Here is a 20,437-nt window from a genome sequence, read left to right as displayed (position 1 = left end):
ACTCCAGACGCTTCAGCGCATCGACGATGAGTGGCGCAACCTGCGAGTGGCCGACGATCCCAACGATACCGCACATGCAGACAGTCCCCGATTGCCCGTGGAAAACCAGCGCTATTTAGGGATGGCCGGCCTGCCGCGAAAATCACATTGCATTTCGCCCCGTGTAACGGAACGCTTCTGCACGCATGCACCATGACAGACCGCTCTTGCAAGCTGGTTACCGCTATTGTTCAGGTTTTCGCGATGTTCCTGCGGCCAGCATCGTTTTGCGCGATATTGCTGGCGACCGGCCATGCTCCGTATAGAATTCGTCCGCAAGGAGGATGCACGATGGAACGCTATTACCCGGTGGCAGCGGTCACCCTGCTTTGCGGCCTCATGATATTCGGTATGGCCCTGACGGTCGCCCGCACCCATTCCACGACCGGAATACTCGCCCCGGCCATGACGGGCGACCCGCGGCTCGAACGGGCGATCCGGGCGCACTGCAACACGATCGAATGGCTGCCGATCTTCCTCCCGGCCATGTGGCTGTTCGCCATCTACTGGAGCCCTGCCTGGGCCGCCGGTCTCGGGCTCGTCTGGCTGATCGGACGCATCGCCTATTTCGTCGGATACCTTTCCGCGCCGTTGAAACGGTATCCTGGATTCTTCATCCAGTCACTGACGGCCTTCGTGCTGCTTCTCGGCGCGCTTGGGCGAATTATCTATTTATGGCTTGCGTAAAAGCATTGCCTATTCCGCAGCCTTCTTCTTCGCGGCCGCTGCCGAAGCAAAGCGTTCGCGCAATTCCTTGCCCTTGCCGGGGATCGTCTTCTGGCGAGCCCGTCCGAAGGCAAGCGCATCGTCCGGCACATTTTCGGTGATGACGCTGCCCGAGGCGATATAGCCGCCCTTGCCGATCGTAACGGGCGCCACCAGCGACGAGTTCGAGCCGATGAAGGTGCCCTCGCCGATGTCTGTGAAGAATTTCGAATAACCATCATAGTTGCAGGTGATGGTGCCGGCGCCGATATTGGCCGCCGCACCCACCCGGGCATCGCCGATATAGGTCAGATGGTTGACCTTGGCGCCTTCCTCGATGATGGCCTGCTTGACCTCGCAGAAATTGCCGACCTTGGCCTTCTGCCTGAGATCGGCACCCGGCCGCAGCCGTGCGAACGGCCCGACATCGCAATTGGACGCAATGCTGGCGCCTTCGATGTGGCTGAAGGCGTGGATCTTGGCGCCGCCGGCGATTTTCACGCCCGGGCCGAACCAGACATTGGGTTCGACGATCGTGTCGGCGCCGATCTCGGTGTCGTACGAGAAATACACCGTTTCCGGCGCGACCAAGGTCACGCCCGACAGCATGGCTTGCTCCCGCCGGCGCTGCTGCCAGATACCTTCGGCCTGCGCCAGTTCGGCACGGTTGTTGATGCCGAGCGCATTCTCGAAGCTGGCTTCGGTGGCGACCACATCGAGACCTTGCGCGCCGGCGATCTCGACGATGTCGGTGAGGTAATATTCGCCCTTGGCATTTTGATTGCCGACCGCATCGAGCAGTTTCAGCGCATGCTTGCCTGCAATCGCCATCATGCCGGCATTGCAGAAGGTGATCTTCTTCTCCGCCTCGGAGCAGTCCTTTTCCTCGCGGATGGCGATCAGCTTGCCGCCTTTTTCGACCAGCCTGCCATAGCCGTTTGGAACGGGCGGACGGAAGCCGATCACCACGACGGCCGCGCCTTCGGCGAGTTTCAGCCGCGCCAGCGTCAGCGCTTCCGCATCGATAAGCGGCGTGTCGCCGAACATGACCAGAATGTCGTCATGACCCCTCGATATCGCTTCACGTGCGGCAAGAACGGCATGTGCCGTACCCAGGCGCTCCTCCTGCACGAAGGTCTCCGCCTTCGGTGAGAATTTCGTCACCACCTTGCGCATCTCTTCCGCGCGATGCCCGATGACGATCGCTTCGCTGCTGGCGCCGGCGGCTTCGGCCGCCTTCACCACGTGAGCCACCATCGGCAGTCCTGCGATCGGGTGCAGCACCTTCGGCAGCGCGCTCTTCATGCGCGTGCCTTCGCCGGCGGCGAGAATGACGGACAGGCAGGATCTCTGGCTCATGGACGGACAACCATATGAAATGCGTTGGGAATCAAGACAGGATAGCAGCGGCGCCATGCTGCACCAATGCGGTTAAATTCAGGTGAGATGGTGGAGCAACTGACTTTTAATCAGTGGGTCCATCGGCGGTGGGCTATCCAAGCCGCCCCAGCACCGGGAAATTCTCCAGCAGCCAGTAGGACACCGTCTGCACGCCGCCGGTGAGAAAGAACACCCCGGCGACGACCAGCAGCGCGCCGATTGCTTTCTCGACACGGCCGAGATGGACACGGAATTTGCCGAGGAAGCGCATGAAAGCCCCAGAAAATAGCGCCGCGATCAGGAACGGTATGCCGAGCCCCAGCGAATAGGCGGCGAGCAGCAGCGCGCCTTCGCCCACCGTTTCGCGGCCGCCGGCCAGCGTCAGGATCGGCCCCAATACCGGACCGATGCACGGCGTCCAGCCGAAGGCGAAGGCCAGACCCATTACATAGGCGGCGACGGCACTGGCCGGCTTGCCCTGCGACTGGAAGCGCGCCTCGCGCGACAGGAGCGGGATGCGCAGGATGCCCAGGAAATTCAGGCCCATCAGGATAATCAGCACACCGGCGCCCATCGCAAGCGGCTCCTGCCAGACGCGCAGCAGCCGGCCGATGGTCGAGGCGCCCGCGCCGAGCGCCACGAACACGGTCGAGAAACCGAGCACGAAGGCGATCGAGGAGTAGAGCAGCGCGCCGCGCGCGCCTTCCCTTGCCGTCACACCGGCATTGCCGCGGAAATCCTCGACCGAAACGCCGGCCATGTAGCAGAGATAGGGCGGCACCAACGGCAGCACGCAAGGCGACAGGAACGAGATGGCGCCCGCCCCGACCGCGCTGACATAGCCGATGTCCAATGCCATTCCAAAAGCTCCGACTGTTCTGGCGACGATATAGCGGCACACGGGTTTGTTCGCCAATCACCATCCTGTGGCCAATCACCATGCTGTGGCCAACCACCATGCTGTGGCAAGTCATCGCGGGCGGGGAAGAAAGCAGCCGCGCAGGGCGTTGACATAACGAGGCCGCGATTTTCCGCGAGTCTCCAGATATCAGCCAGGGAGATTTCCATGAAAACGATGACCGCAGGGCTGGCCGCGCTACTGCTCAGCACCGTAGCATCCTTCGCCGCCGAGGCGTGGAAGGAAGCGGAGGCCGGTGGCACCAAGATATACACCAACGCGATGGGCATGACGCTCTACACCTATGACAAGGACGGGAAAGGCAAGAGCAACTGCTACGACAAATGCGCCGCCAACTGGCCGCCGCTGAAGGCCGAAGCCGGAGCCAAGGCCAGCGACGGATGGACTGTTATCGACCGCACCGACGGCACCAAGATGTGGGCCTATGACGGCAAGCCGGTCTACACCTTCGTCAAGGACAAGAAGGCCGGTGACATGAGCGGTGACGGTGTCGCCGACGTCTGGCACGTCGTCAAGGCCGACTGAGCCTCAACACCCGTTCCCGCGTGTCGGCGGGACAGAGGTTGGTCGCCGCCCCCTCCATGCAGCGGCGGCCAGCTTCCTTTCGTGCACCGGCACATGTGGTAGAGGGGCGGCACGCCAGGCGATTTTTCTCGACTCGTCGGAAGAGCATCCGGTCATTTTCGCCGGCTTGCGGCCATCACCTCCCCTGACCGAAATTCTGTTATTTTCTCCATACACTCTATGAGTGTATTCGCTGCGGACAGTCCGGCAATTTAGACGCCTCCCCTTGACCGGATGCAAAAGCGCGGCCATGTGAGCGACAAACAGAAACGAGATTTCGTCGCGCGCAGCGGAATTCTTCTGGCGCATCACAGCAGATAAGAGACCTCATGGACGTCGTCGTCGTCGAATCGCCGGCCAAGGCGAAGACAATCAACAAATATCTCGGCAGGAACTACAAAGTCCTCGCCTCGTTCGGCCATGTCCGCGATTTGCCGGCCAAGGACGGCTCGGTGCGTCCGGATGAAGATTTCGCCATGTCCTGGGCGGTCGATACCGCATCTGGCAAGCGGCTCGCCGACATCGCCAAGGCGGTCAAGGATGCCGATGGCCTGATCCTCGCCACCGACCCGGATCGCGAAGGTGAGGCCATTTCCTGGCATGTGCTGGAAGTGCTGAAGCAGAAGCGAGCGCTGAAGGACAAGCCGGTCAGCCGCGTCGTCTTCAACGCCATCACCAAATCGTCGGTGCTGGAGGCGATGGCCAATCCACGCCAGATCGATGCGCCGCTGGTCGACGCCTATCTCGCCCGCCGGGCGCTGGACTATCTCGTCGGCTTCACGCTGTCGCCGGTGCTGTGGCGCAAATTGCCGGGTGCCCGTTCGGCCGGCCGCGTCCAATCGGTGGCATTGCGCCTGGTCTGCGACCGCGAATCCGAGATCGAGCGATTCATCCGCGAGGAATACTGGCAGATCGCGGCCATCCTCGGCACGCCGCGCAACGAGACTTTCGAAGCGCGGCTGACCGCCTTCGAACGCAAGAAACTCCAAAAACTCGACATTTCCAACAAGGCGCAGGCCGACGACATCAAGGCGATGCTCGAAGGTGCTGCCTTCAAGGCGCTGTCCGTCGAAGCCAAGCCGACCAAGCGCAACCCCGGCCCGCCGTTCACAACCTCGACGCTGCAGCAGGCCGCCTCGTCGGGCCTCGGTTTCTCGGCCACCCGCACCATGCAGGTGGCGCAGCGGCTTTATGAGGGCATGGACATCGGTGGCGAAACCGCCGGCCTGATCACCTATATGCGAACCGACGGCGTGCAGATGGCGCCTGAGGCGATTTCAGCCGCGCGTGACGCGATCGCCAAGGAGTTCGGCCCAAAGTACCTGCCGGAAAAGCCGCGTTTTTACACGGCCAAGGCCAAAAACGCCCAGGAAGCGCACGAGGCGATCCGACCGACCGATTTCATGCGCACCCCCGCATCGGTCAGGCAATATCTCGATGCCGACCAGGCGCGGCTCTATGAACTGATCTGGAAGCGCGCCATCGCCAGCCAGATGCAGCCGGCCGAAATAGAGCGCACGACTGTCGAGATCGAAGCCGTAAACGGCGCCCGCACCGCCGAGCTTCGCGCCGTGGGTTCGGTCGTCCGCTTCGACGGCTTCATCGCCGCTTATACCGACCAGAAGGACGACGACGCCGAAGACGAGGAAAACCGCCGTCTGCCGGAGATCCGTGCCGGCGAGCAGCTCACCCGTCAGGCGATCAACGCCACCCAGCACACGACAGAGCCACCGCCGCGCTACTCCGAGGCCTCGCTGATCAAGAAGCTGGAGGAACTCGGCATCGGCCGGCCGTCGACCTATACGGCGATTCTGAAGACGCTCGAGGACCGCGACTATGTCGCCATCGACAAGCGCCGGCTGGTGCCGCAGGCCAAGGGCCGCCTGCTCTCGGCGTTCCTCGAAAGCTTCTTCGAGCGCTACGTCGAGTACGACTTCACCGCATCACTGGAGGAAAAGCTCGACGAGATTTCGGACGGCAAGCTCGCCTGGAAGGACGTGCTGCGCGATTTCTGGAAGGATTTTTCCGGTGCCGTCGCCGACATCAAGGAACTGCGCGTCACCGACGTGCTGGATGCGCTGAACGAGGAACTGGCACCGCTGGTGTTCCCCGCACGGGAAGACGGTTCGAACCCGCGCATCTGCCCGAAATGCGGCACCGGCAATCTGTCGCTGAAGCTCGGCAAATTCGGCGCCTTCGTCGGCTGCTCCAACTATCCCGAATGCTCCTTCACCCGCCAGCTCGGCGACGCCGCCAACCCGAATGGCGAGAATGGCGGCGGCGAGGACGGCACCAGGCTGCTCGGCAAGGACCCCTACACTGCGGAGGAAATCACGCTGCGCTCTGGCCGCTTCGGCCCCTATATCCAGCGCGGCGAGGGCAAGGACGCCAAGCGTTCCAGCCTGCCCAAGGGCTGGACGCCGGACTCCATCGATCATGAGAAGGCGCTGGCATTGTTGTCGCTGCCACGCGACGTGGGGAAGCATCCCGAGAGCGGCAAGATGATCTCGGCCGGGCTCGGCCGTTACGGTCCCTTCGTGCTGCATGATGGCACTTACGCCAATCTCGATAGCATCGAGGATGTGTTCTCGATCGGCCTCAACCGGGCCGTCACCGTGATTGCCGAGAAGCAGTCGAAGGCCAAGGGCGGCCGCAACGGTGGTACTCCGGCAGCGCTGAAGGAGCTCGGTGACCATCCGGACGGAGGCGGCAAGATCGTCGTGCGAGACGGCAAGTACGGACCTTACGTGAATTTTGGCAAGGTCAATGCCACACTGCCCAAGGGCAAGGATCCGCAATTGGTGACCATGGAAGATGCGCTGGCGCTGATTGCCGAAAAGGAAGCCAAGGGCGGCGGCGGCAGGAAACCGGCCCGCAAGACAGCGGCGGCAGCGGCCAAGGCCCCGGCGGCCAAGAAAACAGCGGCCAAGAAGCCGGCCGCGAAGAAAAAAGGGTAGGACGGCGTGGCGCGCAGGATCACCGGAAGAAGCCACGGCGACCCGCGCACCGCCGACACCAGGGCCAAGGTCAAGGACGATTACCGGCCTTCGCGCGACGAAATCCTGCGTTACATCGCCGAAAACCCAGACCGGGCGGGAAAACGCGACATCGCCAAGGCGTTCGCGCTGCGGGGTGACGACCGCATCTGGCTGAAGGACCTGCTGCGCGACCTTCAGGATGAGGGTATCCTCAGCAAGGAGCGCAAGCGGCTGGCCCGCGTCGGCGCCCTGTCCCATGTCGCCGTGCTCGACATATTTGGCCGTGATGGCGACGGCGTCTTGCTGGCCCACCCGGCCGAGTCCGTCGGCCCGGGCGAGCCGCCCGTGGTCTCGATTCGGGTGTCGCGCGGCGGCAGCGGGCCGGCGCCGGGCATCGGTGACCGCGTGCTGGCCAAGACGTTCCCGACCGATGATCCGTCGGGTCCCGCCTATACCGGCCGGGTGATGAAGATCTTCGAGAAGCGCAACGATGCCGTTCTCGGTGTCTTCCGGGTGCTTCAGGACGGCACCTTTCGCATCGAGCCGGTGGAACGGCGCCAGCCGGAGCTGGTCGTCGACAAGGAATTCCAGAACGGGGCCAGGAACGGCGACCTGGTCGAGGTCGAACCCGCCCGAGCCTCTCGCTATGGGCTGCCGAGGGCCAAGGTACTCAACGTGCTGGGCTCGCTGACCAGTGAAAAGGCGGTCTCGATGATCGCCATCCACGCCCACGACATTCCGCACATTTTCCCGGCCGACGTCATTGCTGAAGCCGAAACCGTCAAACCGGCGACGATGGCCAACCGCGAGGACTGGCGCGACCTGCCGCTCGTCACCATCGATCCGGCCGACGCCAAGGACCATGACGACGCGGTATTCGCCACACCTGATAGTGATGAGAAGAACCCTGGCGGCGTGGTCATTACGGTCGCCATCGCCGACGTCGCCGCCTATATCCGGTACGGCACGGCGCTCGACCGCGAGGCGCTGAAGCGCGGCAATTCGGTTTATTTTCCGGACCGCGTCGTGCCGATGCTGCCCGAGCGCATCTCCAACGACCTCTGCTCGCTGCGCGAGGGGCAGGACCGGCCGGCGCTGGCGGTGCGCATGACCTTCTCCGCCGATGGTCACAAGATCAGGCACTCGTTCCACCGCATCATGATGAAATCGGCGGCGAAGCTCGCCTACCCGCAGGCGCAGGCGGCAATCGACGGTGTGCCGGACGACAAGGCCGGCCCGATCCTCGACACGGTGCTGAAGCCGCTGTGGGATGCCTACGCGATCCTCAAGCGCGGGCGCGAAGGCCGCCAGCCGCTCGAACTCGACCTGCCGGAACGCAAGATCCTGCTGAAAGACGATGGCACGGTCGACCGCGTCATCGTGCCGGAACGGCTCGATGCCCATAAGCTGATCGAAGAATTCATGATCCAGGCCAATGTCGCCGCCGCCGAAACGCTGGAGGCGAAGAAACAGGCGCTGGTCTATCGCATCCATGACGCTCCCTCACTCGCCAAGCAGGAATCATTGCGCGAGTTCCTGCAGACGCTTGGCCTGTCGCTGGCGCGCGGCGCGCAGATGCGGCCCAGCCAATTCAACGGCATTCTGGAACGCGTACGCGGCGCCGACAATGAAGGCCTGGTCAACGAGGTGGTGCTGCGCTCGCAGAGCCAGGCCGAATATTCGCCGAAGAACATCGGCCATTTCGGCCTCAATTTGAGGCGCTACGCGCATTTCACCTCGCCAATCCGCCGCTACGCCGATCTGATCGTGCATCGCGGACTTATCACCGCACTCGGCCTCGGTCCGGGAGGGTTGACCCAGGACGAAGCGGCCCGTCTCGAAGATGTTGCGGTGCTGATCTCCGGCACGGAACGCCGCGCGATGGCTGCCGAGCGTGACACGGTCGACCGCCTGATCGCCGCTTATCTCGCCGAGCGCATCGACGACCGGTTCGACGCCCGCATCTCCGGCGTCACCAAATCAGGACTATTTGTCCAATTGCCGCAGTATGGCGCCGATGGTTTCATCCCCGTGTCAACTCTGGGCGGCGATTACTATATATTCGACGAAACGGCCCGCTCCCTGTTTGGAGAACGCTCCGGCAAAGGCTACCAACTCGCGGATCGCGTCGAGGTTCGGCTCGTCCAGGTGGCTCCGATGGCCGGCGCGATGCGTTTCGAAATGTTGACCGACCCGAAGCCCCTGCCAGGCTCGAAACGGTCATTTCACAAGGCTAAAGGCCGCGCCCGTGCGTCGCAATCGCGACCGGGTTCACGCGGCAGGAGACGATGATGGAACAACAGGTTTTCGGCGGCGAACATCACTCGGGCCGCGTGGCCCGCCCGTTGTGGACGGCGATGAAGCGCGGTCTGCTGGGCCGCTGCCCGAACTGCGGCGAAGGCAAGCTGTTTCGCGGCTTCACCAAGACCGTGGAGACCTGCAGCGTGTGCGGCGAGGAGATCCACCACCATCGCGCCGATGACCTGCCGGCCTATCTGGTCATCGTCATCGTCGGCCACATCGTTCTCGGCGCCTTCATGGGCGTCGAAGCGACCTCGACCTTGTCTACCTGGCAGCACATCGCGATTTGGGTGCCCTTGACCATCTTGCTGTCGGTTGCACTGCTGCAGCCTGTCAAAGGTGCCGTCATCGGACTGCAATGGGCGTTCTATATGCATGGATTTGGTGGCGAAAAGGATGTGATCGAGCCGCATCCGGGAGCCTGAGGTACTGGCTGGCGCAACATGCCGATCATCAAGGCCACTTTCGCATGCAAGAAGTTTCCGCTAGGTCCTGCGCATGGATGGTATGACCAAGGCGGAAGTCGACAGGATCGAGCGGAGCATGATCGCTCATAGCGATCGGCCGATACGCCCGCGCGATGCGGCGACCCTGATCCTGCTCGACCGCAAGGGCGATGAAGTTCTGGTGCTGATGGGCCGCCGGCATGCCGGCCACGCCTTCATGCCTGGAAAATTCGTCTTCCCCGGAGGCCGCACCGACCCTGCCGACAGTCGCATCGCTGTCGCCGCGGCATTACACCCGGAACAGGAAACAAAGCTTACCGCCGGCCCAGGTCGCACCAGCGCCGCACGAGCCCGCGCCATCGCCCTGTCGGCGATCCGTGAGACCTACGAGGAAGCCGGGCTTCTGATCGGCCGCAAAGGTGCCTTTGCCACCGCCAGGCGCGATTGGCAGGGTTTTGCCGAACACGGCGTGCAGCCCTCCCTGGACATGCTGCGCTTCATCGCCCGGGCCATCACTCCGCCCAACCGGGTGCGCCGCTTCGATACACGCTTCTTCAGCGCCTGGCGCGCCGACGTCGCCGTCGAAGTGCCCGGTGGCGGCCCGACGAACGAACTCGAGGAACTGGTCTGGCTACCGCTTGCCAAGGCTCGCGAAGCCGACATACCCGACATCACCCGAACGATCCTGGACGAGTTGGAAAAGCGTCTGGCCCATGATCCGCAGCTGCGTCCGGACAGCCCCGTCCCTTTCTACCGGCTGATCCGCAATCGCTTCACCCGCGAAATTCTGTAAAACATCGAGTACTCAGATATCCCATGACGGTCGATACCCAACCAAAGGGCGACGAACGCGTACACTGGCTGCCGATGATCGCGGCGATCTCGTCGATCAGCGTCGTCGGCATCGCCATCGGCCTGGGCATGCCCCTGCTCAGCGTCATCCTGGAAACACGCGGCCATTCGGCCTCCATGATCGGCCTCAACACGGCTGTCGCCGGCCTGGCCTCGATCGCCGGAGCGCCATTGGCCACACCGCTCGCCATGCGCTTCGGTGTCGCCTGGACCATGATTGGCATGATTGCCGCTGGCGCGCTCGCCTTCATCGGCTTTCATTTCGCACCCGATTTCTGGATGTGGTTCCCGCTGCGCGTCGTGCTGCACATCGCACTGACCGTGCTGTTCATCCTGTCGGAATTCTGGATCAGCACGTCGGCGCCTCCCTACCGGCGCGGCCTTGTCCTTGGCATTTACGCCACTGTCCTGTCGCTCGGTTTTGCAGCCGGTCCGTGGCTGTTCGCCCATCTCGGCAGCTCCGGCTTCAAGCCATTCGGCGTCATCATCGCCTTGGTGACGCTGGCCGCGATACCGGTGCTGGCAGCGCGCAACGAAAGCCCCACCATTGTCGCCGACGGCGAAACCAGCAACTTCCTGCGCTACATCTGGCTGGTTCCGACCGCGACCTTCGCCGTGCTGGTGTTTGGCGCGGTGGAGACCGGCGGCTTCGCTCTGTTTCCAGTCTACGGCAACCGCATCGGCTACTCCGAGGCCGACGCGGCACTTCTCCTGACCATGATCGGTCTCGGCAACGTTCTGTTGCAGATACCGATCGGCATGATCAGCGACAGGGTGAGCGATCGCCGCTATCTGCTGCTCGCCTGTGCCATTGTAGGGTTGGCCGGCACGGTGTTCATGCCCTTCTTCGCCGCGAACTGGCACTTCATGGCAGCGCTGCTTTTCGTCTGGGGCGGTGTCGTCGCGGCCATGTACACGATCGGCCTCGCCCATCTCGGTTCGCAGCTTTCCGGCCACGAACTGGCGTCGGCCAATGCCGCTTTCGTGCTGTGCTACGGCGTCGGCATGGTGCTTGGCCCGCAGGCGATCGGGATCGGCATGGACAGTTTCGGACCTTCCGGCTTCGGCTGGTCGCTCGGCCTGTTCTTCGCCGCCTACATCGTCCTGGTCTGCTTCAGGCTTGTGCGCAAGATTCTCCTGTAGCGCGACAAAAGCCCTTTGTCTCCGCCGTGCGGCGGCAGGCTGCTGACAGAACCATGTCAGCAGCCAGGCGTTAAAAGAAGTGTTCCCAAACATCGGAAGTTGAGGACACTCCCATGATCGACAGCGGCTTTGAAACCACATCCCTGCGAATGACGCTTCTGCTGCTTGTGACCTTCCAGGCCCCAGCCGCGGATGTCGACCGTATCATGGACGCGGTGGTCGCGATCGCCCCGCTGGCCATGGGCAAATATGACCGCAACGCCTATCAATCGGCGTACGGCGTCGAGCGCTACAGGCCATTGGAAGGTGCGGCCGCCGGCGCCGAAGCCGAATTGCGCCGCCGCCCGGGCACGGTCGAGGTTTCATTCGAACTGCCTGATGACCAGGCGTTGGCCAGCCGCGTCGTCGAGGCGATTTTCCAGGCGCATTCCTATCAGGAGCCGGTGATCCGCCTGCAGCCGATCCTTGCCAGCCGCTCCAAGGGGCTGGACGACCGCGCCAATCCGAATCGCTGGTGGAACACCACCGGGGATTGGAAGAAGGTTGCCACGCCCGAGGCGGTAACCGTGTAATTTGTGCATACCGGGCAGATCGAACGGGCCACATCGGGTCGGCCGGGCTTGACTTTCCGGGTACGTTCTTTATGTGTCGCGCCAAGTTTCCCGCGTCCGGGTGTTTTCCCCGTGCTCCAGCGGCCAAAACTCCACGAACAAACGGACTGATACCATGGCCAAAGCCGCAAACATCAAGATCAAGCTTCTGTCGACCGCCGACACCGGTTTCTTCTACGTGACCAGCAAGAACAGCCGTACCAAGACCGACAAGCTGTCGTTCCGCAAGTACGACCCGGTCGCCAAGAAGCACGTCGAATTCAAGGAAACCAAGATCAAGTAATCTGGTTCTCCAAGAGAATGCGAAACGCCGCCCATTGGGCGGCGTTTTTTGTTTGGCCGTCGGGCTGAGTCCCCTCACCCGATGCGGTGGCCGCTTTTCGGGTCGAACAGGTGCAGCGACGCCGGATCGGCCGCCAGACGCACAGTATCGCCGGGCTTTACCCCGGCACGGCCCATGGCGAAGACGCAAAGCTGCTGGCCGGCCAGTTTGACGTAGAACTGCGTCGACAGACCGAGCGGCTCCACCACCCCCACCTCGCCTTGCAGAGCACCCTCACCGGCCAGCCGGATATGCTCGGGCCGCAGGCCGACGGTGATTGTATCACCCTCCTTGAGCGGTAAGCCGTCTACCAGTTTCAGCGACTGGCCATCGGCCAGTTCCGCTTCCAATCCATCGCCCTTGCGAATCGTCGCCGGCAGGAAATTCATGCCGGGCGAGCCGATGAAGCCGGCAACGAACATGTTGGCTGGACGGTCATAGAGATCGAGCGGCGCGCCGACCTGCTGGATCAGCCCGTCATGCATGACGACGATGCGGTCGGCCATGGTCATCGCCTCGATCTGGTCGTGCGTGACGTAGACCGAGGTGGTTTTCAGCTGCTGGTGCAGCGCCTTGATCTCGGCGCGCATGTGAACGCGCAGCTTGGCATCGAGGTTCGACAGCGGCTCGTCGAACAGAAAAACCTTGGGATCGCGCACGATGGCGCGGCCCATGGCGACGCGCTGGCGCTGGCCGCCCGACAACTGCCTGGGCAGGCGTTGCAGGAAACTGTCCAGGCCGAGCCGCTTGGCCGCGCCATCGACACGGGCATCGATCGCCGGCTTCTCGGCTTTCCTCAGCATGAGGCTGAAGCCCATGTTCTTCGACACATCCATATGCGGGTAGAGCGCATAGGACTGGAACACCATGGCGATGTCGCGATCCTTGGGCGCCACGTCGTTGACCAGCCGCTCGCCGATGCGGATCTCGCCGCCCGAGGCTTCCTCAAGCCCGGCTATCATGCGCAAAAGCGTGGACTTTCCGCAGCCCGACGGACCGACCAGGACGACGAATTCGCCATCGGCGATTTCAAGATCGACGGCGTGCAGGACACGAACGGCACCATAGTCCTTGCGGACCTTTTCGAGCGTAACAGAAGCCATCGATCTATCCTTTGACGGCGCCGGCGGTCAGGCCGGTGACGAGATAGCGTTGCAGGAAGGCGAAGAAGATGCAGACCGGGATCAGCGCCAGAATGGACGCCGCCATCATCTGCCCCCAGTCGACGGCGAACTTGCCGATGAACGTAAGCAGGCCAACGGCGAAGGTCTTCTGGTCGTCGCTGGAAATCAGCATCAGCGCGAACAGAAGCTCGCTCCAGGCGGCGGTGAAGACAAAGCCCAGCGTGGCGCCCATGCCGGGCAGCGTCAGCGGCACGATCACGCGGCGCATGGCTTGAGCCCGCGTGCAGCCGTCGATCATTGCGGCCTCCTCCAGATCCTTCGGGATGCCGTCGAAGAAGGACTGCATCAGGAAGGTGGCGAAGGCGGTGTTGAAGGCCGTGTAGATGATGATCAGCCCGGTCAGGCTGTTGATCAGGCCGATCTGGCCCATGACGCGGTAGATCGGTGGAATGACCATCACCAGCGGAAAGGTCTGGGTTAAAAGCAACATGAGAGCCAGTGCCGCCTTGCCGCGAAAGGTGAAGCGCGACATGGCGTAGCCGGCGAGCGTTGCGATTACTGTCACCAATGCCGCCGTCGAGACCGAGACGATGACGCTGTTGAGGAAGTAGCGTGGGAAATCGGTGGCTTCGAGCACGGTTGCAAAATTCTGCAGCGTCGTTTGCGACGGCCAGAAGGTAATGCCTTCGGAATAGAGAAGTCTTTCCGGCGTCACCGAGATCTTCAGCGTCCAGTAGATGGGGAACAGCGCGAAGATCACGTAGGCGGCGATTGCCGCGTAGAGGCCGATGCCGCCGAAGAAGCGTTGCGAGGGTGAGCGTCCTGCGATCATCAGACGTGCCTCACCAGGGAGCGGCGGATGGCGATCAGCGCGATCGCATAGGCGATGAGCAGGACGAGCAGCAGAACGGCGACCGCCGAGGCATAACCCTTGTCCAGCGACTTGAAGGCGCTGACATAGATGTAGACCGGCACCGTATTGGTCGATCCGGCCGGTCCGCCCTCCGTCATGACAAAGATCAGGTCGGCGAATGTGGCGATCCAGATGGTGCGCAGCATCACCGTGATGGCGATGGTCGGCGCCAGGAACGGCAGCGTCACCTTGGTGAAGCGCTGCCACGGCGAAGCGCCGTCGATGGCCGCAGCCTCATGCAGTTCGGATGGAATGGACTTCAGCGCGGCCAGAAGCGTGATGGCGAAGAAGGGAATGCCGAACCAGACATTGGCGACGATCGGCCCCCACATGGCTGTCGAGGGATCGGATAAAACGTTGGTCGGCTCGCCCTTCAGCCCCAACGCGAATAGCCAATGCGGCAGCGGACCGATGATCGGGTTGAACAGCCACGCCCAGGTCAGGCCCGAAAGGAAGGACGGCACGGCCCAAGGGAGAAACACCAGCGCCTGCACCACCTTGCGGCCCCAGAACGGCTTGTCGAGCAGCAGCGCCAGGCCAAGGCCGAGGAAGAACTGGAAGAACAGGCTGGCGACCGTCCACCACAGCGTGTTGACCAAAGCCTGTCCAAGCACCTGGTCCGACAGCATCGCCTGATACTGCCCGAGCCCGACATATTCCGACTTGAAGGCGGAGAACTTGCGGAAGGAATAGCTGATGCCGATGACCAGCGGCACAAGCAGCACCACGACCAGCAGGATGATCGCCGGGCTGAGATAGAGCCAGGGCTCGACCGTCGCGTAGGAGAGCCGCTTCTTTCGCGGCCGGCCGGCGGATCGTATTTCGGACACGGCATAGGTCATTGGCGCTCGCAGTGGAAGATTGGTGCCGACGTGCAACAGCTTTCTTCTCCCCGTTCACGGGGAGAAGACGCCGGCAGGCAGATGGGGGCTGGGCGAACTTTGCAGACTCTGGCGCTGCCCCTCATCCGTCACTTCGTGACACCTTCTCCCCGTGTCACGGGGAGAAGGAAGAAGGGCGTCACTTCTTGTTCTTCGCCAGCCAGTCCTGCTGTTCCTTGGTCAGGAAGGCTGCCCACTGGTCGGCGACTTCCTTGGCCGTCTTCTGGCCAAGCAAGACTTCCTGGAAGTTCTTGATCGCCACCTGGTCGACGAAATTGCCGAGGTTTTCCAGATGCGTCGGCGGCGTCACCATCTCATATTTGGAGCTGTCGCTCAGTTCCGTGAACCAGCCCTTGAACTGCTCGGTCTTGAAATGAGCGTCCTGGTCGGCGCCATTGTGGATCGGGATGACGCCGACTTCCTTGGCCCATTCCAGATTGTCCTTTGGCGACAGCAGGGTCGCCATCAGCTTCCAGGCATCGTCCTTGTGCTGCGAGTTGGCGAACATCGCCCAGCCGGCGTAGCCGAGCGTCGGATAGGATTTGCCGCTTGGTCCGACCGGCAGCGGCGCCACGGCGAAATCGTCGGCGCTCATCTTGTCGGCGATGCCGAGCAGCGCGTCCGGATCCTGGTTGAGCATGGCGCAGGTGCCGGAATAGAAGCCGGTGACGGTTTCGTTGAAACCCCAGCTTACCGCATCCTTCGGCGCCAGGCCCTGCTTGTACATGTCGGCCAGCATCTGCAGGCCCTTGACCGACCCTTCTTCATTGATGGTCGAGGTGCCGTCCTCGTTGAAATAGCCGCCCTTCCCGGCCGCAATGTTCATGAACATGTGCATGCCGTTGAAGGCACCCGGCCCGCCGCGAAGGCAGTAGCCGTACTTGCCCGGGATGGCGGAGATTTTCTTGGAGTCGGCGACGAACTCGTCGAGCGTGGCCGGCGGGCCGTCAAGGCCGGCTTCCTTGAACAGCTTCTTGTTCCAGAACAGCGCGTTCACATAGTAGCCGTAAGGGATCATGAATTGGGTGTTGTTGACGGTCGAGCCGAACTGTTTGGCGCGGTCGCCGAGCGTCTTGGCGTCATCCCACTTGGCCATGTAGGGCCCAAGATCCTCGAGCTGGGCATTGTTGGCATAGAGGCCCATCCAGCGTTCCGGCATCTCGACCACGTCGGGCGTGTCACCGGCCTGCACCATGGTCAGAAACTTTTCGAATGCCTGTCCCCAGGGCAGCGAGATCAGCTCGACCTTGACGCCGGGATTGGCAGCCTCGAATTCGGCGATCTGCTTCTTCAGGAATTCGGTGCGCGGCGGGCTGGTGATGACTTCGACCATCTTGAGGGTCGAATCGGCCAACGCGCCTCCGGCGGAAATCGCCAGCCCCGCAACAGTGGCAAGCATGACGGTCAGTTTTTTCATGTTCAAGACTCCCATTTTGAACCCGCTTGTTATTTTCTCGCTTTTTCGAAGGCCTGGGCGATATCGGCCCAGAGGTCCTCGACACTTTCCAATCCGACATTGAAGCGGATGGTTCGGGGGCTGACGCCGAAGCGCGCCATCGAATTCAGTCCCGGCGTCTGCTCCAGCGACGCCTTGGCCGGCACGACCAGGCTCTCATGACCGCCCCAACTGACGCCGATGCGGAAAAAGTTCAGCGCATCGACGAAGACGGGGATGTCGATATCGTCCGTCACCTCGAACGAGAACAGCCCGGCATAGCCGGCCAGCGTCGCCTTGCCTGGATGGTTCGAATAGGCGGGATGGTTGACCCGCTCGACATTGCCATGCGCCTTCAGCCGCTCGGCGATTGTGAGCCCGCTCTTCATATGATGCGGCAAACGCAGCGGCAGCGTGCGCAATCCGCGCAGCAATAGCCACGCCTCGAATGGCGACAGCTTGCCGCCGAGATAGGAGTAGGTCTGCTCGTTGATATGCTTGATGTGCGCGGCCGAACCCGCCACCACGCCGGCGACCGTATCGCTATGGCCGCCGAGATATTTCGAGGCCGAGTGCAGCACCAGATCGACGCCGTGCGCAATTGGCTTCTGGAACACCGGCGTCGCCCAGGAATTGTCGATCGAGGTGACGATGCCCTGCTCCTTGGCCAGCCGGGTCAGATGCGGCAGGTCTTGGAGCTCGAACATCATCGAGGTCGGGCTTTCCAGATAGAGCAGCTTGGCGCCGGGAAGAGCCGCCGCGACCGCATCCGGATCGGAGCCGTCGACATAGTCGACCTTGATGTTGAGCCTCGGCAGGAGCCGCTCGAACAGGCGGTAGGCATCGCCATAACAATTGCGCACCGCGACGATGCGCTCGCCGGCCCCGACGAAGGCAAGCACGGTGGCGCTGATCGCAGCCATGCCGCTGGAAAAGCCGCGCGCGGCCTCGGCACCCTCGAGCGCGGCCACGCGCGTCTCGAACTCCATCACCGTCGGATTGTCGCCGCGCGAATAGATCGGCTGCTTTCGTTTGCCGGCAAAGGTATCGGCCATTTCGGCGTAATTGGCGAAGGTGAACAGCGACGTCTGGTAGATCGGCGGCACTACCGCGCCGCCCGGAAACGGTTCGTCATGCGCCAGAAGCGTCGCCGCCTCGGTAAGATAATCGTGATCGAAACCGGTCGGATGCTCATTCATGTCTGGCTCGGAAGTTTGAGTTTGGCCGCACCGCGCTTGAGATCGTCCTCGACGGTGGCGATCAGCTTGAGCGCCTCGGCGCGGGCGCCTTGCGGATCGCGCGCGGCGATGCACTCGTAGATGGTGCGGTGGTAGGGAAAGCTGGCATGACCAAAATCGCGCACGCCGAGCGGATGCTCCCAGAAACTGTGGAACAGTTCGTGCATGGCGGCGATGATCTGTTCGAACAGCGGATTGCCCGAAACCCGGTAGATCGCCTGATGGAATTCCCAGTCCTCTTCCGACGACATGCCGTCACGGGTGCGAAACGCCTGCTCCATGATGTCGAGCCTGCGTTCGATCTCGGCGATATCGGCCGGGCTCGCCCGCTCGGCGCAGAGTGCCGCCGCTTCCGCTTCCAGCGCGCGCCGGATTTCCAGCGTCCTCATCAGGCTGGTGAAGTCGTTGCCGCCCGCCAGCGTCAACGGCAAATGCAGCATGTCGGGTGATACGGCCGCCTTGAGATAGGTGCCGCTGCCTTGCCGGCGCTCGACAAGGCCAAGCCCCTCCCACCGCGTCAGCGCCTCGCGCACCGTGTTGCGGCTGACCTTCAGCCGCTCGGCCAGAATACGCTCTGTCGGCAGCCGCTCGCCGGGCTGCAGGGCTTCTGCGCGAACAAACCCCACCAAAGCCTTCAGCACGGCGTCGTCGCGCGCCGTCGTCTGGATAGGTGGCAGGCTGTTCTGGTCCACGCATCCTCCAAGTGGTCCAATGGTCCAACCAATTTCTGCACAGAAAAACCCCCCTGTCAATCGCCTGTCAGGAGGCTGTCGAACGTCTGCGAGAGGCACGGTCGGCGAGTGGCAAACAGCCTCATCGGATGAAGCGTCATAGTTCAGGAAGGGTTGGTCAGATTTTCCGCGCATGAAAAAAGCCCCTGATATTTGGGGCTTGGTACAGAGTCTTGAGTCCGTTTGAAACAAAGGGGGCCGGTCGGCGTTTGGCAGCGGTACGAGGAGGCCACTATGTGCCAGCGCCGGCCGGCCGACCCCACGGACCCAGGAGATGCGGCGGACCTGAGCATCATGGGGTATTCGAGAGATCGAGCCGGCTACCTACCCTCGTGCCGGCTTCGTCTTGACCAGCACAGTTGCGCAAGAGCTTATGAAAATCAACACTTTCTTAACCAAGGCTCGCGAATCGCTTGGATTAAGGTAAACGGGTAACCCTGTCGGGAGCGCATGGATAATCGAGCCTGGGCCGTTACGCCGCCTTGGCGACGACGCGGTTGCGGCCGCCACTCTTGGCTTCATAGAGCGCGAGATCAGCGCGCTTCATCAGAGCCGCCACCGTATCCACGCCCTTCAGAACCGACGACACGCCAACACTGACGGTGACCTCGATGGTTTTGCCGTCGGCACCGATGGCGAACGGTTTTTGGGCGATTTCGGCGCGGATGCGTTCGGCCACCTTCTCGGCCACCGCGCCGTCGGTGTCCGGCATGACCACCACGAACTCCTCGCCGCCAAACCGGCAGGCGAGGTCGATGCCGCGGACGTTCTTGCGCAGCCGCCGCGCGAATTCCCGCAGCACCTCGTCGCCGCCATCGTGGCCGTGCGCGTCATTGATCGACTTGAAGCGGTCGAGATCGGTGATCATCACCGACAGCGGCCGGCGCCGCGCCACGGCGCGGTCGAACAGCGTCTGCAGATGGCTGTCGAGATAGCGGCGGTTGTGCAGCCCGGTCAGGCCGTCCGTCACCGCCATCTCGATGGTCTGGGTGACGCTGGCGCGCAATTGGTCGTTGTAGCGCTTGCGGCGCACCTGGGTGCGCAGCCGTGCCGTCAGTTCCTGCTGGTCGATCGGCCGCATCAGATAATCGTTGATGCCGAGTTCGAGGCCGCGGATGATGCGCTCCTCCTCGCCCTCTTCCGCCAGCAGAATGATCGGCACGAAACGGGTTCGGTCGAGCGAGCGCAACTGCGAGCAGAGCCTGAGCGGATCGAAATCGGCGAAGGCTGTCGAGATCATCACGCATTCGTAGGGTGTCTCGGCGGCCTGGAAGAAACCGGCGTGCGGATCGGCGGTGACGTCAAGGTCGGCACGGTCGCGCAGCATCTTCTCGATGCGCTCGACCGACGATTTGCGCTCGTCGATCAAAAGCACTTTTGGCGTCGCGTCCTCGGATGCGAAATTGCGGCTGAGCAACTCTTCGATGCCGATGTTGCGGGTCGTCGAAGCGCGCAGCCTGAGCTCGTCGGTCAGAGACTTCAACCTGACCAGGCTCTTGACCCGCGTCATCAGCTGCAGGTCGTTGACGGGCTTGGTCAGGAAGTCGTCAGCGCCGGCTTCCAGCCCGCGCACGCGGTCGGACACCTGGTCGAGCGCGGTGATCATCACCACCGGTATGTGCGACGTCGCCGGATCGCTTTTCAGCCTTCGGCAGACCTCGAACCCATCCATGTCGGGCATCATGACGTCCAGCAACACCACGTCGACCTTGCCGTTCTCGCAGGTCTCGATCGCATCGGGCCCGTTGGTGGCAGTCAGTACCTCGAAATATTCGGCCAGCAGCCGGACCTCCAGCAGCCTCACATTGGCAGGGATGTCGTCGACGACGAGGATCCGCGCGGTCATTTCACAAGG

General features: G+C 62.7%; 19 protein-coding genes. 10 read left to right on the top strand and 9 right to left on the bottom strand.

The features are described 5' to 3' along the window. Both FJ548_RS30175 and FJ548_RS28380 read left to right on the top strand, forming a co-directional pair. Positions 1–196, top strand: a 196-nt coding sequence (locus tag FJ548_RS30175; RefSeq protein ID WP_210242709.1) for a hypothetical protein, incomplete at its 5' end; no start/stop codon positions are given. A 134-nt stretch (positions 197–330) separates the two neighbouring features. Then, the gene (locus tag FJ548_RS28380; RefSeq protein ID WP_140779617.1) at positions 331–726 is read left to right on the top strand and encodes an MAPEG family protein; all 396 of its coding nucleotides are present in this window, start codon (positions 331–333) and stop codon (positions 724–726) included. 9 nt (positions 727–735) lie between these two features. On the opposite strand, the gene glmU is transcribed toward FJ548_RS28380, so the two are convergent. Both glmU and FJ548_RS28370 read right to left on the bottom strand, forming a co-directional pair. Further along, positions 736–2,103 (bottom strand): bifunctional UDP-N-acetylglucosamine diphosphorylase/glucosamine-1-phosphate N-acetyltransferase GlmU, encoded by a 1,368-nt coding sequence (glmU, locus tag FJ548_RS28375; RefSeq protein ID WP_140779616.1) that lies wholly within the window; start codon positions 2,101–2,103, stop codon positions 736–738. 133 nt (positions 2,104–2,236) lie between these two features. Beyond that, positions 2,237–2,983: a cytochrome c biogenesis CcdA family protein gene (locus FJ548_RS28370; protein WP_140767022.1), complete on the bottom strand. Its 747-nt coding sequence runs from the start codon at positions 2,981–2,983 to the stop codon at positions 2,237–2,239. A 207-nt stretch (positions 2,984–3,190) separates the two neighbouring features. On the opposite strand from FJ548_RS28370, the gene FJ548_RS28365 reads away from it, so the two are divergent. The 8 genes from FJ548_RS28365 to rpmG all read left to right on the top strand — a co-directional run bounded on the left by FJ548_RS28365 (position 3,191) and on the right by rpmG (position 12,221). After that, positions 3,191–3,568, top strand: coding sequence for a hypothetical protein (locus FJ548_RS28365; RefSeq protein ID WP_140610097.1), 378 nt, complete (start codon positions 3,191–3,193; stop codon positions 3,566–3,568). 368 nt (positions 3,569–3,936) lie between these two features. After that, positions 3,937–6,564, top strand: a complete 2,628-nt coding sequence (gene topA, locus FJ548_RS28360; RefSeq protein WP_140697051.1) for a type I DNA topoisomerase — start codon at positions 3,937–3,939, stop codon at positions 6,562–6,564. 6 nt (positions 6,565–6,570) lie between these two features. Then, the gene (gene rnr, locus FJ548_RS28355; protein WP_140697048.1) at positions 6,571–8,877 is read left to right on the top strand and encodes a ribonuclease R; all 2,307 of its coding nucleotides are present in this window, start codon (positions 6,571–6,573) and stop codon (positions 8,875–8,877) included. After that, positions 8,877–9,311, top strand: coding sequence for a DUF983 domain-containing protein (locus FJ548_RS28350; RefSeq protein ID WP_181168935.1), 435 nt, complete (start codon positions 8,877–8,879; stop codon positions 9,309–9,311). Before rnr ends, FJ548_RS28350 begins: the two co-directional genes overlap by 1 nt. Positions 9,312–9,384: 73 nt before the next feature. Continuing rightward, on the top strand, positions 9,385–10,125 hold the full coding sequence (locus FJ548_RS28345) for an NUDIX domain-containing protein (RefSeq protein ID WP_140779615.1): 741 nt from the start codon (positions 9,385–9,387) through the stop codon (positions 10,123–10,125). Between the two features lie 23 nt (positions 10,126–10,148). Continuing rightward, a complete protein-coding gene (locus tag FJ548_RS28340; RefSeq protein WP_140610102.1) occupies positions 10,149–11,327 on the top strand; it encodes an MFS transporter in 1,179 nt (392 codons plus the stop codon). A 113-nt stretch (positions 11,328–11,440) separates the two neighbouring features. Continuing rightward, on the top strand, positions 11,441–11,899 hold the full coding sequence (locus FJ548_RS28335; protein ID WP_140610103.1) for a hypothetical protein: 459 nt from the start codon (positions 11,441–11,443) through the stop codon (positions 11,897–11,899). Positions 11,900–12,053: 154 nt separating this feature from the next. Beyond that, positions 12,054–12,221: a 50S ribosomal protein L33 gene (gene rpmG, locus FJ548_RS28330; protein WP_006201775.1), complete on the top strand. Its 168-nt coding sequence runs from the start codon at positions 12,054–12,056 to the stop codon at positions 12,219–12,221. 74 nt (positions 12,222–12,295) lie between these two features. Here the strand turns inward: rpmG and ugpC are convergent, their stop codons facing one another. From ugpC to FJ548_RS28290, 7 genes are all read right to left on the bottom strand, one after another. After that, complete coding sequence (gene ugpC / locus FJ548_RS28325; RefSeq protein ID WP_140779614.1) at positions 12,296–13,363, bottom strand: sn-glycerol-3-phosphate ABC transporter ATP-binding protein UgpC; 1,068 nt, start codon at positions 13,361–13,363, stop codon at positions 12,296–12,298. Positions 13,364–13,367: 4 nt separating this feature from the next. Continuing rightward, positions 13,368–14,216, bottom strand: coding sequence for a carbohydrate ABC transporter permease (locus FJ548_RS28320; protein ID WP_140697033.1), 849 nt, complete (start codon positions 14,214–14,216; stop codon positions 13,368–13,370). Continuing rightward, positions 14,216–15,139, bottom strand: a complete 924-nt coding sequence (locus FJ548_RS28315) for a sugar ABC transporter permease (RefSeq protein WP_140779613.1) — start codon at positions 15,137–15,139, stop codon at positions 14,216–14,218. The genes FJ548_RS28320 and FJ548_RS28315 overlap by 1 nt, the downstream gene beginning before the upstream one ends. Before the next feature lie 178 nt (positions 15,140–15,317). Further along, the gene (locus tag FJ548_RS28310; RefSeq protein WP_140697028.1) at positions 15,318–16,595 is read right to left on the bottom strand and encodes a sugar ABC transporter substrate-binding protein; all 1,278 of its coding nucleotides are present in this window, start codon (positions 16,593–16,595) and stop codon (positions 15,318–15,320) included. Between the two features lie 29 nt (positions 16,596–16,624). After that, positions 16,625–17,812, bottom strand: coding sequence for a PLP-dependent transferase (locus FJ548_RS28305; RefSeq protein ID WP_140779612.1), 1,188 nt, complete (start codon positions 17,810–17,812; stop codon positions 16,625–16,627). After that, entirely contained in the window at positions 17,809–18,543 is a 735-nt protein-coding gene (locus tag FJ548_RS28300) for a FadR/GntR family transcriptional regulator (protein WP_140610109.1), read from the bottom strand. Before FJ548_RS28300 ends, FJ548_RS28305 begins: the two co-directional genes overlap by 4 nt. A gap of 511 nt (positions 18,544–19,054) precedes the next feature. Next, a complete protein-coding gene (locus tag FJ548_RS28290) occupies positions 19,055–20,428 on the bottom strand; it encodes a PleD family two-component system response regulator (protein WP_140610110.1) in 1,374 nt (457 codons plus the stop codon). Positions 20,429–20,437 lie beyond the last annotated feature (9 nt).

Origin of the sequence: Mesorhizobium sp. B2-4-17 (assembly GCF_006441275.1) — a bacterium.
Classification (GTDB): Bacteria; Pseudomonadota; Alphaproteobacteria; order Rhizobiales; family Rhizobiaceae; genus Mesorhizobium.
The sequence above is the reverse complement of the archived record's forward strand: the minus strand, read 5'-3'. Positions and strand labels throughout refer to the sequence as shown.